This is a genomic window from Vibrio sp. Vb0349 (genome assembly GCF_033338975.1).
Genome location: NZ_JAWOTS010000007.1, coordinates 156,077 through 170,633, shown reverse-complemented (window position 1 = coordinate 170,633; position 14,557 = coordinate 156,077). Strand labels below are relative to the sequence as shown.

The 14,557-nt window shown below is 42.2% G+C and carries 20 protein-coding genes; 12 read left to right on the top strand and 8 right to left on the bottom strand.

Going from position 1 to position 14,557, the window contains the following annotated elements:
• Positions 1–75 precede the first annotated feature (75 nt).
• Complete coding sequence (locus R7Q47_RS11190; RefSeq protein WP_086584047.1) at positions 76–444, bottom strand: DUF3693 domain-containing protein; 369 nt, start codon at positions 442–444, stop codon at positions 76–78.
• 186 nt (positions 445–630) lie between these two features.
• Between R7Q47_RS11190 and R7Q47_RS11185 the strand changes: the two genes are divergently transcribed.
• The 10 genes from R7Q47_RS11185 (at position 631) to R7Q47_RS11140 (ending at position 6,949) form a co-directional block, all read left to right on the top strand.
• Positions 631–1,206, top strand: a complete 576-nt coding sequence (locus tag R7Q47_RS11185; RefSeq protein ID WP_170892722.1) for a 3'-5' exonuclease — start codon at positions 631–633, stop codon at positions 1,204–1,206.
• Positions 1,207–1,208: 2 nt separating this feature from the next.
• Positions 1,209–1,409 carry a hypothetical protein gene (locus R7Q47_RS11180; RefSeq protein ID WP_256913370.1) on the top strand — a complete coding sequence of 67 codons (201 nt, stop codon included), beginning with the start codon at positions 1,209–1,211 and terminating at the stop codon, positions 1,407–1,409.
• Complete coding sequence (locus R7Q47_RS11175) at positions 1,399–2,499, top strand: replication initiation factor domain-containing protein (protein ID WP_318088982.1); 1,101 nt, start codon at positions 1,399–1,401, stop codon at positions 2,497–2,499. The genes R7Q47_RS11180 and R7Q47_RS11175 overlap by 11 nt, the downstream gene beginning before the upstream one ends.
• Complete coding sequence (locus R7Q47_RS11170; RefSeq protein ID WP_043852786.1) at positions 2,471–2,806, top strand: DUF1293 domain-containing protein; 336 nt, start codon at positions 2,471–2,473, stop codon at positions 2,804–2,806. The genes R7Q47_RS11175 and R7Q47_RS11170 overlap by 29 nt, the downstream gene beginning before the upstream one ends.
• Before the next feature lie 2 nt (positions 2,807–2,808).
• Positions 2,809–3,054: a hypothetical protein gene (locus R7Q47_RS11165; RefSeq protein ID WP_005376279.1), complete on the top strand. Its 246-nt coding sequence runs from the start codon at positions 2,809–2,811 to the stop codon at positions 3,052–3,054.
• A gap of 28 nt (positions 3,055–3,082) precedes the next feature.
• Complete coding sequence (locus tag R7Q47_RS11160) at positions 3,083–3,274, top strand: hypothetical protein (protein ID WP_318088981.1); 192 nt, start codon at positions 3,083–3,085, stop codon at positions 3,272–3,274.
• A gap of 135 nt (positions 3,275–3,409) precedes the next feature.
• A complete protein-coding gene (locus tag R7Q47_RS11155) occupies positions 3,410–4,894 on the top strand; it encodes a chemotaxis protein (RefSeq protein WP_318088980.1) in 1,485 nt (494 codons plus the stop codon).
• Positions 4,894–5,226, top strand: a complete 333-nt coding sequence (locus tag R7Q47_RS11150) for a DUF2523 family protein (RefSeq protein WP_318088979.1) — start codon at positions 4,894–4,896, stop codon at positions 5,224–5,226. Before R7Q47_RS11155 ends, R7Q47_RS11150 begins: the two co-directional genes overlap by 1 nt.
• A 5-nt stretch (positions 5,227–5,231) precedes the next feature.
• Positions 5,232–6,659, top strand: a complete 1,428-nt coding sequence (locus tag R7Q47_RS11145; RefSeq protein WP_318088978.1) for a zonular occludens toxin domain-containing protein — start codon at positions 5,232–5,234, stop codon at positions 6,657–6,659.
• Between the two features lie 11 nt (positions 6,660–6,670).
• On the top strand, positions 6,671–6,949 hold the full coding sequence (locus R7Q47_RS11140) for a hypothetical protein (RefSeq protein WP_237285095.1): 279 nt from the start codon (positions 6,671–6,673) through the stop codon (positions 6,947–6,949).
• Between the two features lie 343 nt (positions 6,950–7,292).
• On the opposite strand, the gene R7Q47_RS11135 is transcribed toward R7Q47_RS11140, so the two are convergent.
• The 5 genes from R7Q47_RS11135 to matP all read right to left on the bottom strand — a co-directional run bounded on the left by R7Q47_RS11135 (position 7,293) and on the right by matP (position 9,885).
• Positions 7,293–7,745: a hypothetical protein gene (locus R7Q47_RS11135; protein ID WP_270051975.1), complete on the bottom strand. Its 453-nt coding sequence runs from the start codon at positions 7,743–7,745 to the stop codon at positions 7,293–7,295.
• Between the two features lie 31 nt (positions 7,746–7,776).
• Positions 7,777–8,151, bottom strand: a complete 375-nt coding sequence (locus R7Q47_RS11130; protein WP_029851182.1) for a phage protein — start codon at positions 8,149–8,151, stop codon at positions 7,777–7,779.
• A 519-nt stretch (positions 8,152–8,670) separates the two neighbouring features.
• Positions 8,671–8,994 (bottom strand): hypothetical protein, encoded by a 324-nt coding sequence (locus R7Q47_RS11125; RefSeq protein WP_025766620.1) that lies wholly within the window; start codon positions 8,992–8,994, stop codon positions 8,671–8,673.
• A 114-nt stretch (positions 8,995–9,108) separates the two neighbouring features.
• The gene (locus R7Q47_RS11120) at positions 9,109–9,420 is read right to left on the bottom strand and encodes a DUF3634 family protein (RefSeq protein WP_005377468.1); all 312 of its coding nucleotides are present in this window, start codon (positions 9,418–9,420) and stop codon (positions 9,109–9,111) included.
• A gap of 15 nt (positions 9,421–9,435) precedes the next feature.
• Complete coding sequence (gene matP / locus R7Q47_RS11115; protein ID WP_005396497.1) at positions 9,436–9,885, bottom strand: macrodomain Ter protein MatP; 450 nt, start codon at positions 9,883–9,885, stop codon at positions 9,436–9,438.
• Between the two features lie 210 nt (positions 9,886–10,095).
• Here matP and R7Q47_RS11110 point away from each other — a divergent pair, with 210 nt between their 5' ends.
• Together R7Q47_RS11110 and fabA are read left to right on the top strand one after the other, a co-directional pair.
• Complete coding sequence (locus R7Q47_RS11110) at positions 10,096–11,736, top strand: Lon protease family protein (protein WP_064353939.1); 1,641 nt, start codon at positions 10,096–10,098, stop codon at positions 11,734–11,736.
• Positions 11,737–11,806: 70 nt separating this feature from the next.
• Entirely contained in the window at positions 11,807–12,325 is a 519-nt protein-coding gene (gene fabA / locus R7Q47_RS11105) for a bifunctional 3-hydroxydecanoyl-ACP dehydratase/trans-2-decenoyl-ACP isomerase (RefSeq protein WP_005390081.1), read from the top strand.
• A 140-nt stretch (positions 12,326–12,465) separates the two neighbouring features.
• On the opposite strand, the gene rmf is transcribed toward fabA, so the two are convergent.
• Together rmf and R7Q47_RS11095 are read right to left on the bottom strand one after the other, a co-directional pair.
• Positions 12,466–12,639 carry a ribosome modulation factor gene (rmf, locus tag R7Q47_RS11100; RefSeq protein WP_005377453.1) on the bottom strand — a complete coding sequence of 58 codons (174 nt, stop codon included), beginning with the start codon at positions 12,637–12,639 and terminating at the stop codon, positions 12,466–12,468.
• A gap of 181 nt (positions 12,640–12,820) precedes the next feature.
• Complete coding sequence (locus tag R7Q47_RS11095) at positions 12,821–14,554, bottom strand: DUF3466 family protein (protein WP_064353940.1); 1,734 nt, start codon at positions 14,552–14,554, stop codon at positions 12,821–12,823.
• Between the last annotated feature and the right edge of the window lie 3 nt (positions 14,555–14,557).

Sequence of the window (14,557 nt, the reverse complement as noted above, 5' to 3'; positions counted from 1 at the left end):
AAGGCCCTTAAATTTAAAATCTGCAGGGGAATAGGAGCATACTCAGACAATATTTAGCGTACGGCTATATATGATTTAACATAACACATATAATGCGCACTTAGCTATAGCTACTTTAAGGTCGCCAAGCCACAACGCAAACATGCCACAAATCATTGAAATACTTGATAATCCTAGCCCGTTAAACTTTTTTGCAATGTTTTCCCACATTCCTTTTATGTGTGGATTTTCGTTGCGATCAGCGTGACATCCCAACAAAGCTATCTCTGGGTCAATTCCTGAATTCTCCGCTAGAAAAACTGCTTCTGAATCAGATATATAGCGTCTTCCTTTTCTCATTTCGCTGATTCTGGACGCGTTTACATTCAAATCGTGTGCGATTTGCTTGTCTTGTACGTAGTTTTTCGCCTTTTTGTAGGCATCTAACAGCTCACTTTGATACATGGGACTACCTCCGTTTTCTTGATTTTAGCTTAGTAATTACGGAAATTCGCATCTAGCAATTACGAAAATCCGTAATTACACTTACGACAAATCGTAATTAAGACCGCCTTAGCTTGGGGCGTTTGCCCTTGACGCTTACGTCTTGGCTCTGGCGGTCGCTCACTCAACTAGTCAAGGTGGTTGGCCATGAAAAAGCTAAAAACGAAAAACGCGATTATTCTCGATACTGAAACTACGGGTCTTGATTCCAATGCAGAGATTGTCGAGTTCACTGCTATCTGTGCAGAGACTGGTAAAGTTATTGTCAATGAGTTGGTAAAACCAACGTGCTCTATCCCTGTGGATGCAACGGCTATCCATGGCATCACAAACGAAGATGTCAAAAACGCATCTGATTTTCATATGGTGTTTTCAACTCGTTTTCTCCCACTTCTCAATGGTCGTCCAATCATCATCTACAACTCAGATTTTGATACGCGCCTTATCATCCAGTCACTACAAAAGCACTGTAACGACGCTTACGTTGCATCAGTTCAAGAAATGTTACTCAAATTCTGCGTTCCTCAGTGCGCAATGCTTTGGTACGCGGAGTTTTACGGTGACTGGAATGACTACCATGAAAACTACAAGTGGCAGTCTCTAACTAACGCATGCTTTCAACAAAATGTGGATGTGTCAGATTTAGCGGCTCATCGAGCTTTAGCTGATTGCGAAATGACTCGACGTCTTATTCATGCTGTTAACGCGAAATTAGAGGCGTAATCATGGATTCCATTTATTTCGATAATGAGCCCCAAATCGGAATCAATGTGTATTTTCCTTGGGGTCACCATTTCTTTAAAAACCAAGCTGAATTCAACCAGTTTTTACACATCCACTACGGCAACGATGCTTATCAACTGGTTGAAATTACAGACGAAAATTACAACGAATTGCTATTAAAGGGGGTCTTTCATGCAATTTAAAGATGAAACACGCCCAGTCAAAATTGACCACTTGGCTTTTACGTTTAACTACGGTGATTTACGCCATCTTGATAAGTCAAATGACCAAGATTTCATTAACTTGCAGATGCCTGAGTTTCGTCAACCTACTTCTAGCACTCCAGATGCCATTGAAAGCGCTATGGATCGTCATAAAGACAAGGTTCGTAAAGTGCTCTCGCATCGCTTTGATGAATTCATGTCAAAGATTTTCGGCTTTCGTTTATCGCCTATGCGTGGCCGTGGCTTGCATGGCTATCAAGATTCGATGGTGATTCTTGATAAGACGGGAACCGTTGAATGTGGTTTGGTTGGTATTGGTGGCAACAATGACACGGTATTCGTCCAAATCAACGGTACTGGCTGTACCAAGCTTTTTGATTACACCACGCATAAGAAAATACATTTCTGGTTAGCTACGGTTCTTGGTGTTACTCGCCTCGCCCGTCTTGACTTGGCTGTCGATGATTACACGGGAGTTTTTGACTGTGGCTATGCAGAAATATGTTTTTACAACGGTGCGTTTCGTACGGCTAAGCGTGGTCGTGGTCCCTCAATGGTTCCACATAAGCGCATTACTGAATCTGGTGAGCTAATGGAAGAAGCAACGATAGTAGGTTCACGTTCTTCAACCGTTTATTGGCGCATTTACAACAAAAAGTTGGAGCAAAAAATTACTGACCCTGAGGTCATTTGGTATCGAAATGAAGTTGAACTGAAAAAGTGCGACGTCGATATGCTCGCCTCTCCTGCTTCGGCTTTTGCTGGTCTCTGTGATTTTTCCGCCAGTATTGAACCGTCTGAGCCCGTCAAGTTTTCCAAGAACAAAAAGGCTCAAGGTTTGGAGTTTTTCTCCCGTATCGCTTGGGCTCGTCGCCAGTGCGGTAAAGCGTTATCTGAGGTCATTGCGATGACTGAGGGTGACTTAGGGGAAGCGTTTGGAATGCTTATTCCCGAAAAATACAGACGAACAAATTTTAACGAGCTAGGCGTACCGGACGCTTACGCTCATCTCAAATCCTTAACTTTGGAGAGTCAAGGCTATGCCAACAATTACAGCAGTAGTTATTAAGAAGTTCCCGAAATCGGGTATGGAGTTCGCGGAGCTTTCAGTTCTTCGTGCGGTTGAAGAAGTTGACGTTGAGAAGTTTCAACAGCGTGGTATCGGTTTAAACACTGATATTCCTTTTAACAAACAACCAATTCGCATCAATCTGGATTACGCAAACCAGTTAATCAACACCAGAGCGTTTGTGCCTAATCGCGAATATGAACTTCGCTTTGATGTGAATATTGATGACCCTCTTGATATTCAAGTTAAGGAGCTCATTCCGCTTGATGACGATATTAAAAAACACTTTCAAGCGAGCCTTAAATAATTATGACTCTCTCAGTCTGTGCGGAAATCCTCACTGATGGAACGATTAAAGCTTTCCCCTATGAGCCGTTAGCCAATTGTACGTTCGTAGTGGTGAGCAATGACGACTATCAGTTGATGGCGACTCGCGCAAACTTGGAGTTTGATATTGATGCAGCATTTTACGCTGAGATAACAGGTTATTTGCTGCTCTCATTTGTGTCCGGTCATGTGCTCGGACGAATCGTTAAAGGGCTTGGTAAAGCCTAATCCTGAAAAACCTTTTGGAGATATTCCTATGAAAAAACTATCTGTTCTTTTGGCTACTGCGGTAGCGTCTGGCTCTACTTTCGCTGCTGACCATTCAGAGGCTATTAATTCGGCTGTAAGTGAAGGTCAGTCAAACTACACGCTAGTTGTGGTTGGTCTGATTGGTCTAGCGGCTATCGGTTTTGGTCTTCGTATGATGACTGGCGCGATGCGTTCGTAATCTATGCAAGAGACGTTAACCGCCATACTCACCCTGCTTTTCGCTCTCTCGATGTTCGGTGGATTCGTTGGGGGTTTTAAGTCTGGTATTAACGCCTCCTAGTGGGGCGTTATTTTTTTTTTACAAGGAATACAAATGAGTATTAAACAAAGCATTGCGTCACTGGTTATTTTGCTGAGTGTTTCGTTTAGTGCTTTAGCTGACACAGAAACTTATTACTCTGTTTATGGTAGTCAAATGTGTGGGGGTACTACTATTAGAGCGGGGTCTATAGATGCTTTGGGTGTTAAATGGGCCTCATCACACAATTGCGTTTCTGAAACTGTTAAACCATGCACCTATTCGCGTTATAAAAACAATCAATATGACCAAAAACTCTATTGTACAGCCAAAAATGGGCTTGAATATTACGTTGATTTCGAGATTGTTCGTGTGCAGTGTGCTGATGGGCAAGTAATAGACGAGCAAACTGGTCGTTGTACAGACCCTACGCCTTTTTGCGAAAGGTCTGACACCATCAATCAAATGAATCAGTTTAAAGATGCTTGTTTTGATAAGGGTTGGAATCCAATGGTTTCTTGTACTGATTCAACTGAATCATTAGAGATGTCTTGTAATCCACCTCCAGAACCTGATGAATGTACTCCTGATTCATCTGATTGGCCTGCATGTTTGGATGATGAAAATAAATGTGATGAAAACCATCCTGATTGGAATCCAGAATATGGAATGTGTTGTACGCCAGATAATAATTGGTGTGACGTTCCCCCTCCTGAATCTTGCACGATTGTTTCACCAAATTGGCCGGAATGTTCGGGTGATACTGATATAGACCCTCCAACGGGTGGCGATTTAGGCGACCCTGACAAACCCTCTGGCGGTGGCGGTGGTGGTTCTACTGACCCTGATAAACCTGAGCCGGATGTTGATAATACTAGTGACACTCTAGCGGCTATTAAGGCAATGAATAAGGATGTTAACTCTCAGCTAACTGGTATCAATAACGACATGAACAAAAACCAAGCTGAAACAAAATCCGCTCTAGATGCTCTCAAGGCTTCAGTTGATTTGAATACCGATACCGTTGTCGATAATGCAAACCATGTGGCTAATGCAATTAATGGTCAGTCCGATATGCTGTCTGATATTGGCAATAACACAAATCGCTTATTAACTTCTGCAAACAACCTTTTAAACAACGGCTTTGGTCAGCTATCTAATGACCTTGGCGACTTGGAATCAACTAACCAAAAGGGCTTTGGTGATGTTGTCGATGCTATTGAGGGGTTAGGTAAGCCTATGGTTGACGGTGGCGGCGGTGGTGATGCTGTATCTCTTTATTCGGCTACGCAATTACATAACTTAAATGCTGAAGTTAGTGCTCTTAGAAATGAGTATCAGGATTTATTAAACCAGTACCGCGCTTATTTTAATTTTACGTCTGATGTAAACGGCGGTGATTACAACGCTCATAACATCGAACTTACGGTTCGCGGCAATGTAGTTCGTCAACAGAATGCAGTTATGGCAGCGTTACAAGATAACGCCGGAATCATCGGAGCGGTGGTTTTGTTTGTATTTGGCTTGCTAGGGATAAGAGCAATCGGAGGGGCTTTCTAATGTATGAGTTTTTTCAATACATCACCAACATGGGCGACACCATTCTTAATTATTTTAATAACGCAGGTAGTTATTTTGATGCGGCTTTTGTGTGGCTCCAAGCATGGTGGATAAAAATGAAATTCATGGTGATGATTGAGTTTCTGCGTATCTCTTACTTGGTGGCGACAACATTATTAGATGAGATTGGTTTTAGCTCCCTATTCTCTGATTTGTTTAACTTGCTCCCCTCTGAGCTTCGTTATTGGGGGATATTATTTAAAGTGCCTGATGGAATGGCTATTTATGCGAATTGCGCCACTACTGCACTTGTAATGAGAATGTCGAGGTAGCAACAATGGCAATTAGTATTAGAACGGGTGGCAATGGCTCTTATAAATCCGCTTACACGGCATGGTTTGTTATTCTCCCTGCTCTCAAGGCTGGTCGTGTGGTTGTGACCAACTTTGAGGGTATGCAGCCATTAGAAGAAATTGAAAAGCGCTTGAATATTAAATTCCCTTCATCTGCTAAGTTGATTCGTATTTTCTCGCGCTCTGAAATTGGTATTGAACTTTGGCAGCATTTCTTCTGTTGGTGCCCTCTTAACGCTCTCATTGTTATTGATGAGTGTCAGGATATCTTTTCTAAAAACATCGGCTTTGATGGTCGAAAAATAAAATATCGCCCTTTAGAAGAATTTCTTCCAAACCTACCTAAAGGCTATAAGGAGTTTTTCGATTCTCGCCACGTTCCTGTCGATTTGAGTACGTTGCAATCGTGCGAGATAGACGATTTAGGCGTGGCTGAATACGACGAAAATGGTCGCATAATCTACCCGTTAACTTATAACGAGGGCTTTATGCGTCATCGAAAATACAACTGGGATATTGAGTTGCTCTCTCCCGACTGGCAACAGATAGATAGCTCAATCAAGGCGTGTGCTGAGCAAGCTTTCTTTCATAAAAATAGGGATGGTTTTTTCTTTGCTAAGCGTAAACCGTGGATATACAAACACCCTACCAATGTTACTAAGCCAGTTATTCCGCAAAAGAAAGACGCAAACTTATTCCCTCAAAAAATCCCTTTGGAAGCGCATCTACTTTATAAATCTACGGGTACGGGTGCGGCTACTAAATCAGGTGGCTTGAATACGCTGTTTCGCTCTCCGAAATTCTTTCTAGCCTTGTTCTTAATGATTGCTTGTCCGGTGTATTTTATTTATGGCGCTATGGATTTACTTATTGAAGATGAAAGTCAGGTTTCAACAGATGAACTTGAGACGAAAACTAACAGCCAAAATTTGGAATCTGTTCCGGCTGGACGGGCTTCGACGTCTGTTCAAGGGGATTCTGTTTTACCTAGCGGTGGGACTGCTAATTCGAGTAGTCAGCAAGGCGGCTCTCCTTTTGTTCCTGTAACGGATGTTCTCTATTTTGACGGGCTTCAATCTGCCTATCTGTCTGGTTTCCATAAGAAGACGATCATTAAACAGAAAAACGGAATCAACTTGAGAACGGCTAACTTTGATGTGGTGATTAACGCTTATACCGACGATGGGCTTTATTCAATTAATAAGCGCTATCTCGATGCTGTGGATGTCCAGTTTGAGCTCTTGGACGAATGCTTAATGGTTCTCAAACAAGGTGAGCTTAAAAGCCTTATAACGTGCGAACCATCTACTAATGACCGTGGTGGTCGTGATGTAGATTCCATTCAGACGGATGTCGCCAGTATTGGCTCTCTACGTGGTCAAGCGATGACTGAAAACTCTTTTTTGATGTGAGGTAAGGCTGTATGAATTTTATAGACAAGTTGCAAGGGATAAGCGCTGGATTCTTCGTGGTGGCTATGACTTCGCTGATTTGTATTACTGGGTTTGTCAGTTGGGCTACAGTGAGTTTAAAGGGGGCTGAGTTGCTCTTTTGGGTTTCTGCTTCCTTGGAGTTCTTAGATTTGCTTTGGATATTCTCTTTGGGGATTTTTCTCGGTTGGTATTTGTCTCCACAAAAACAGCCCCGCAGGGATAAGGAGTTGCGGAGCGACGACGGAGCACCAAGCCGCCCACTTAACTAAAGATAGCCTCCCCATCTAATCGGCGCGGTTAGCAACCCAAAATCACTTGGGTTCTGCCGCCCTCCTTTCCTGCTAGACCATTCAAAACGCCCAGGGCACTCCCAAGTGTCGGCTCTATCTCATCTCTCCCATAGTTCTCTAAATCAATCGAGTGTCGAGATTGATTTTCCTATTTGGCGGTTGCCCGACAATAAGTGACGACGACGAAGACTGAGGAGGAGGAGCGCAGCGGAGGGCAAACCCCCGTTCTGTATCACGGGGGTAAATTCCCCCGTAACTTAAGGCTTTGCACTGACCTAGACTACCTGCAAGCGTAGCGCGCCAGTGTTTGAGCGTTAGCGAGTTATAACCCGCATTCTTTCCATAACTTTGTATAAACCTTCTTACTTCCGGCTAGGGAAAAAGTCACCCTACGCTTTCCCTTAAAGAAGCTCACCTCGACTGATTTACCACTTACAATTTGCTGAAATAGCTCTTTTGGCGGGTTCCTTGAATAATACATGTCGTCATATTCTTTAGAGCCTCCTTTGATCGAGATATTATTTCCTCCATCTACTTTTAACTGTATGTTTGAAACTCCATGCCAAGAGTAAAAGCTAGGATGTTTCAACCCTATCATGGAGAAAGCTTTCTTATCTGTTCCAATGCCACAACCTATGTGAAATTGTGCTCTGTCACTTATCGTATATTCAGTTTTGAAATATGACCCACTTGCTGAACTCTGACCTGATGTGCCACTAAATCCTGCATAGCAAGGCGTAGATAAACTCACCGCTAGTAATAGTATTTTTTTCATTTATAAGCCCTTGACGCTTGTTATATGAAATTTATTGCCTTTTAAGTCCGGCTATACATCTAGCATATTTAACGAGTCTTGTAAGCGTTTCTGTGTCACTAGGTGATTGAATTTCAAGTAAAGCTATTCCAGTTAGGATCTCTTGAGGTGTAACTAGTTGTCCTGTAGGTAGTTCAAGCGTGTCTTTATGCATTTTGAAATTTTCCCAAGCTTCTGAGGTGGCTAGTTCCCTCCCCTTGGTCATTCTCATCAGTCGTTTGCATTCGGGTGGTATGGGCTTTCCCGAATCCCATAACTTGACCACCCTCACACTTTTAAAACATAGTTTTGCTGCTTCTTCTACGCTTAAACCACACTCAAATTCACGAAAAACGTAATTCTTGCTCATTTTTCGAAAGTTCGTCATATATACCCTGATAATCAAAAGGGTGTATATGTAATTGATATGAAACATTATTCAACATAACGTCGCATAATGCGCACTAGGGAGAGTGTAAACTCAAAGCAATAATGTCCGGTTTTAGCTACTTTAAAATGTCATCCTAAGATTAACAACATTGTTTGCTTTTGAAGCTTTAACCGAGGTTTCTGTGGACTTGCAATCGCTAGTTTGGTTTGTGGTTATGCTTACGAAGCAAATCAAATCTCTTATTGAAAATTGATGTGCGCTTAGTCCTCGACTTACTGGCGTGTTCTTCCGTAAGCACCTGAATCAATCTATGTATGGTGATGATGGCCAACTCACTGAATTTGCCATTCAACGGCATAACTGTTACTAACTTAAGCGCTACCAAACTAAAAAGCCTTTCATACTCGCCTCGTACAACAGCAAAAATCAGCTAAACGCTCTAATCGCTCCGCAACGAAATCTGCCAAAAATCACGAGCTCAGTTCACTCGCTCTTAATCAAGGCGTTCTGAAACATTTATAAGCCTGTGGTTATATGGAGGCGAATGTACTTTTCGGGGTATTTGTAACGATAGCGTTTTCCTTTCTTCAAGTTGGACTTAACGTACCTACACACTTTTTGGTCACCACTGCTGGTTACTCTTTTTATTACTGCGTTTTTACTTTTGTGCTCCATTTCTATCATGACGTCACAATAACCTTGATAGCCATCAAACTTATTGTCTACTTTCTTTTGAAGCTTAGTCTTAATCTTTTTAGCCAACAGGTTCGTTTCTGAATCGTCAGCAAAAACTGAATTACTTGCAAAGATCAATACCATTAAAGTTACAACGTATCTCATCGTTTTGGTCCGTTTATGTTGTTGATTGTTCGATGATAAGTAATTTTTCTGTAGATACGAAAATGGGACGCCACATTGCGTCCCATTTAACATGATGAAGTAACTGATATGTAATTAAGCGCGCTTCTTGCCTTTGTTTGCTTTGAAGCCCTGGTGCGGAAAAACGTTACGAATCCTCTGTTGAACTTTTTTGGGAATGCCTTTGGAAAAGCTTAAGCGCATTCCTGTTCGTTGGCTATACACCTTCATTTCACCAGTAAACGGGTTATGCTCACTAATATCCTGTAAGTTGTGTTTGAAAGAAGGAGGTAGATGCCCTTTTACGTTACTAATATGGCCATTATCGAACTTTACTTTTAACACCGGCCTATCGACTGCGATCAACCAAAAGATCACGATGGCTGCAATTAAGATTACATATAACATTTGGCACTCCCTATCCTAGCTAGATAGCAATTTACTCAAATCCTCTTTAATTGAGGTAACTTTTTGACTCGCTTTTTCACTTCTCGACGCTTCGGAAAGCAAATATTCAATTGCGTCAGATAACGTACAACCAAGTTCATTCGCTCTACTAGAAAGCTTTTCCCAAACTCGGTAATCTAAATCAATGGATTTCTTCTTTGTATGGACTTGCTCTGCATTGAAGTGACGTTTCCGTTTCGCTCGGATAGCCTGCTTGAGTTTATTATCTAACTCTTCTGACATGTGGTTTTCTATCCAAGCTAAGACAAGTGTAGGCTCGTGTTCAAGGCGTTTTAGTTCTGCGACCGCTGCATCTGCTTCGCTTGTATCAATATGTCGGGTAATCGCTTCACCATCTTTCCATTTTTTGATGAGATACTTCCATTTCCACCCACATTCTAGATTCTCAAGCTGTTGATATTTCATTTGTTCCGACCCATAAACATAACCTAGTGACAGCGTAACCCAGATGGTTTACTTGGGCAAATAAAACTCTTAGAAGTATCGATGTTGATCACTCATTTGTCTAAGTATTGTTCATTGAGAGTTGAATGCCGAGAGCAAACCAAATTGGTGCTAGGGTGTTATAGTCCGTTTCGTTATAATGTCGGCAAGATTGAATTACGATGAATTTTAATGAACCAACTTAATTGGCAAGACGTAACACCTTCACTTGAGCAGTACGAAGCACTTTTAAAGTCTGCACCTTCGTTACCAAAGAAGTCTTTTACTGATCTCCAACCGAGAATGTCGGCAACGATATCTCGTTTTTCAAAAATTTCCGGATTGACGCGAGTACTACTCATTAACTGCGTAGATAATTCTGTATATAGAGAGTTCATCAGTAAAGCTCTTCAGAGCCAGTCTAACGCTGCGATAGTTTTGTCGGAATCACTTGATGCCAAACGTTTATTTGACCGTTACAGTGTTGATGTAAGTGGTGATATTGCCTTCCAACCTGGTTTAATTTCACAGGCAGATAACGGTTACTTAATAGTACCGGCTAATCTAATTTTGGCTAACCCAGGGCTTTGGCCAAATATAAAGTCTGCAATTCAACAAAACCTTATCGAGCCACTGAACCTAAGCCCTACTCGTTTACCTACTTCAGTACCGCAAGCTAAAGCTTATGATGTAAAACTGATTGTAACAGGAGAAAGAAGTCAGTTAGCAGAGCTAGAATACATCGATGAAGACTTCTGTTCTGGCTTTGCCATGTATACGGAAGTTGAAGAAGATATTCATCTGTCAGAGCAGAATTTGACAGATTACTTTGGTTTAGTGAACTGGATATGTTCTCAATATCAGCTGCCTCACTTAACTGAATGTGGTTTTAGAAGATTGTTGCTAGCCGGTATGAGATTTACTGAAGATCAACATTATCTGCCTTTAGGAGTAATGTGGCACTCTCAACTTCTAACGCTTGCTAGCCAGTTCAGTGATGGCCACGCATTAGATTACAAGTCGTTAGATAAAGCGATTGACGATAAGTATTACCGAGAATCTTACCTTCCTCAGCGTGCCGTGTACGATATTTTAGATGGCCAAGTCATCATTGAGACAACTGGGGAACAAGTTGGTCAAATCAATGGCCTAACCGTTATTGATATGGCTGGGCACCCTGTCAGCTATGGTGAGCCTGCACGAATATCTTGTGTAATTCATTTTGGTGATGGCGATGTTTCCGATGTTGAGCGCAAAGCTGAGCTTGGAGGCAATCTACATGCAAAAGGCATGATGATTATGCAAGCTTTCTTGAGCTCTGCTCTGAAACTGGATGAACCACTGCCTTACTCAGCCTCCATCGTATTTGAACAGTCTTATAGTGAAGTTGATGGTGACAGCGCATCTCTTGCAGAACTTTGTTGCTTGGTAAGTGCTTTATCTGAATCTCCAATTAATCAACAAGTTGCGGTTACAGGAGCTGTTGATCAGTTTGGTCGAGTGCAAGCCGTCGGTGGCTTGAACGAAAAAATTGAAGGCTTTTATCAGGTTTGTAAACATCAAGGTTTTACAGGAAATCAAGGTGTTGTGATGCCAAAATCAAACCTTAAACACCTTGCATTACATAAAGATGTAATAGAAAGCATTAAAAATGGTGAGTTCCATATTTGGTCCGTTTCTACCGTAGATGAAGCTATTCCGATTGTAATGAATAAACCTTTTAGAGGTGAAGACGATAGCATTATTGGCAAAATAGCGGAACGTATTGAAAACTTTGAAAGACATGAGCATCCAGAAGGAATTGTGCAGCGCATCAAAAACTGGTTTGTCTAGTACTGATCGGAGTTGTTTAGCGTACACGTGTTCACTAAGATGCAGCTATCAAAAATTGGAGTAATTGATAATGCAAAACAAACGTGATTCTTATAACCGTGACGATCTACTTGCTTCTAGCCAAGGCGAACTGTTTGGGCCTGGTTACCCTCAGCTTCCTGCGCCAAACATGCTAATGATGGATCGTGTTACTAAAATGTCTGAGACTGAAGGCGATTTTGGTAAAGGTTTGATCTTGGCGGAATTGGATATTACTCCAGATTTGTGGTTCTTTGACTGCCACTTCCCTGGCGACCCTGTAATGCCGGGTTGTCTTGGCCTTGATGCGATGTGGCAACTTGTTGGTTTCTTCCTTGGCTGGGTTGGTGGCAAAGGAAAAGGTCGTGCTCTGGGTGTTGGCGAAGTGAAGTTTACAGGTCAGATCCTGCCAACAGCGAAAAAAGTGACGTACGAAATCCACATGAAACGCGTTGTAAACCGTAAGCTTGTGATGGGTTTGGCTGACGGTCGTGTATGTGTGGACGGCAAAGAAATCTACGTAGCAAAAGATTTGAAAGTTGGCTTGTTCCAAGACACTTCAAGCTTCTAATCACGATTTTAATCGATTTATTAAGGCTCCTATTTAAGAGCCTTTTTGTTATCGAGTGTTAACCTACTTCCCTATGTCCCTATAATGTAGAAAAGGCTCCGTAGAGCCCTTTCGAATCCTTCTTTTTGTATGTGGAGAGTTTATTTGTAGAGACCAGATTGTCTTTCATCTCTGGCATCACGCCAACCACCTAACCAATACGACCGAGCATCAACTTGTTGATATGGGCAAGCCTCTTGAGACCTTCCATTCAATCCAGCTTTGTAGCCTTGAGATTGAGCTCGTTCTAGGCGATCACGCTTTTGTCTCTTCATAGTTAATTCCTCATACAGGTCCATTTACTAACGTACAGCTGTTATTGTGAAACTTTGATGGAGTTTTTATGACTCCACTTATAAGAATCGATCAAAGTAGGCAATTTCTCAAGGCATAAAAAAAGCAGAGACTCAAATGTGTGAGCCTCTGCTTGATTTAAAAATTACTGACGATTTTTAACTATTTTCTACGGAACCCAAACAATCCAAGCATGGTCAAAGCTAACCAACCAAGGCCTGCACCTTGACGCTCTGTCGTCGTTGAGTCAATGCTTCGAGATACGATGTCGTCCTTAGTTGCGTCAGCAATAGGTACTAGTTTGACTGCTACAATTTGCTCTTCAGAGCTACATGTCGCATTGTTTGCTGTTGTACTATAACCACCTGCACATTTCATAGCAGTACCAGAGATCACACCTGCATCATTGATATCAGTTGCGTCGATAATACGGAACTGATTGTTTTGTTCAGAGTAATCACCGCCGTTAGTCAAACTGTCTAGGAACCAAGCTTTTCCATTGAATAATGTTGCAGCACGTTCACTAGTCTCGCCACCTACGCTATATGGATAGATAAAACCGCGCTTACGACGTGGCTTGCCATCGTCTTCACGAGTCGTTTCTGCATCAAGTTGCCCGACGATTTCATTGTAAGAGTTGATACCGCCCATCTTACCGCCCGCACCGCTAAAGAAAATGCCAGTAGTTGGGTAAAAAGCGCTAATAGAATCCTTACGAACATCATCTACGATAAAGAGACGATTCGGAGCAGAGCCCGTTGGCATTAAGTATCCGCCCGAACGTTTTGCTTCACCAATAGCAACAAAATTAGAGTTAACGTCGGTTAATCGTGAGTTTGTATGAACCGTATCATCACCCTCGCGCTGTCTAGCTCCTACAACAACTTTGTTTTTCCAAGTTGCGTTTTCAACGCTACCTTCGGCTTCTAGAGTTCCGACAAAAACAGTCGCATTCAGGTAGTTATCATCACTGTAAGTGTTGTAACCTACGCCATAGACCGTAGTTCCATCAGTGACAAGGTCACGCATGCTCCCTTGAGCTAACCTTTCTCCATCTTTAGATGTGCCACTTGGCCAAGCCAATTCACTGACGGTTCCGCTTTGATCCCAAATCGCTGCTTTTGATGTGTGGTGAGATCCATTGGTATTGCTTGCTGTTCGAGAAACACTGCCAACAGTAAAATTGCCGTCTGTGCTCCAAGCATGGCTTTGCACAACACTTGCGTCACCATCGCCAGTAAGAATATTTGGCTCTACTGGTGCAACTACGGTATTTCGTGTTTCTAATGTAGAAGTATTTTCTGTGCTAACTTTACTCTGATTACCGACAGCTGCACCATCCTCGGTAAGCTGGTTGATAACATTGTTATATTCATTTTTATAAGCAGCAGAATCTTCTTCTATGAACGCTAACGCATTAGAAGTAAAGTCTTTACTACGTTCTTTATTCCACGGCGTCCAGTTTACTGAAGCCCAAGAGTCACAGGTGGAATAGCGAAGCTGGTTGTAACAGTAACGCTCAAAGTCTTTGAGTTCTTGGATGTAATAAAAGCCAGCGTCTAATCCGAATGGGATTTCTTCACGATAGCTGTTCCCATCCACGGCTTGTGTCGCTGAAATCGGTGTAGTGCGAGTTTCCATTGCAAGTTTAAACTGCTCTGGCGTGCAGTTTGCTGCTGCATCAAAGCAGCCTAAAGCGAAAGGTGAACCTGTTGAAGGATCTGTACCTGCGTCGCCCTGTTGAATTGCAACCCCGTAAGCCGTTTGGTAGTCACCGTTTGAACCATGATCCTGAGGTGAAACCTCAACAACTTGATACAATGCCGCCTGTGCGTTCATTGTGGTACCAACCATCATTGCAATGGCGGTCAATTTGAATTTATTACTACAATTCATTGA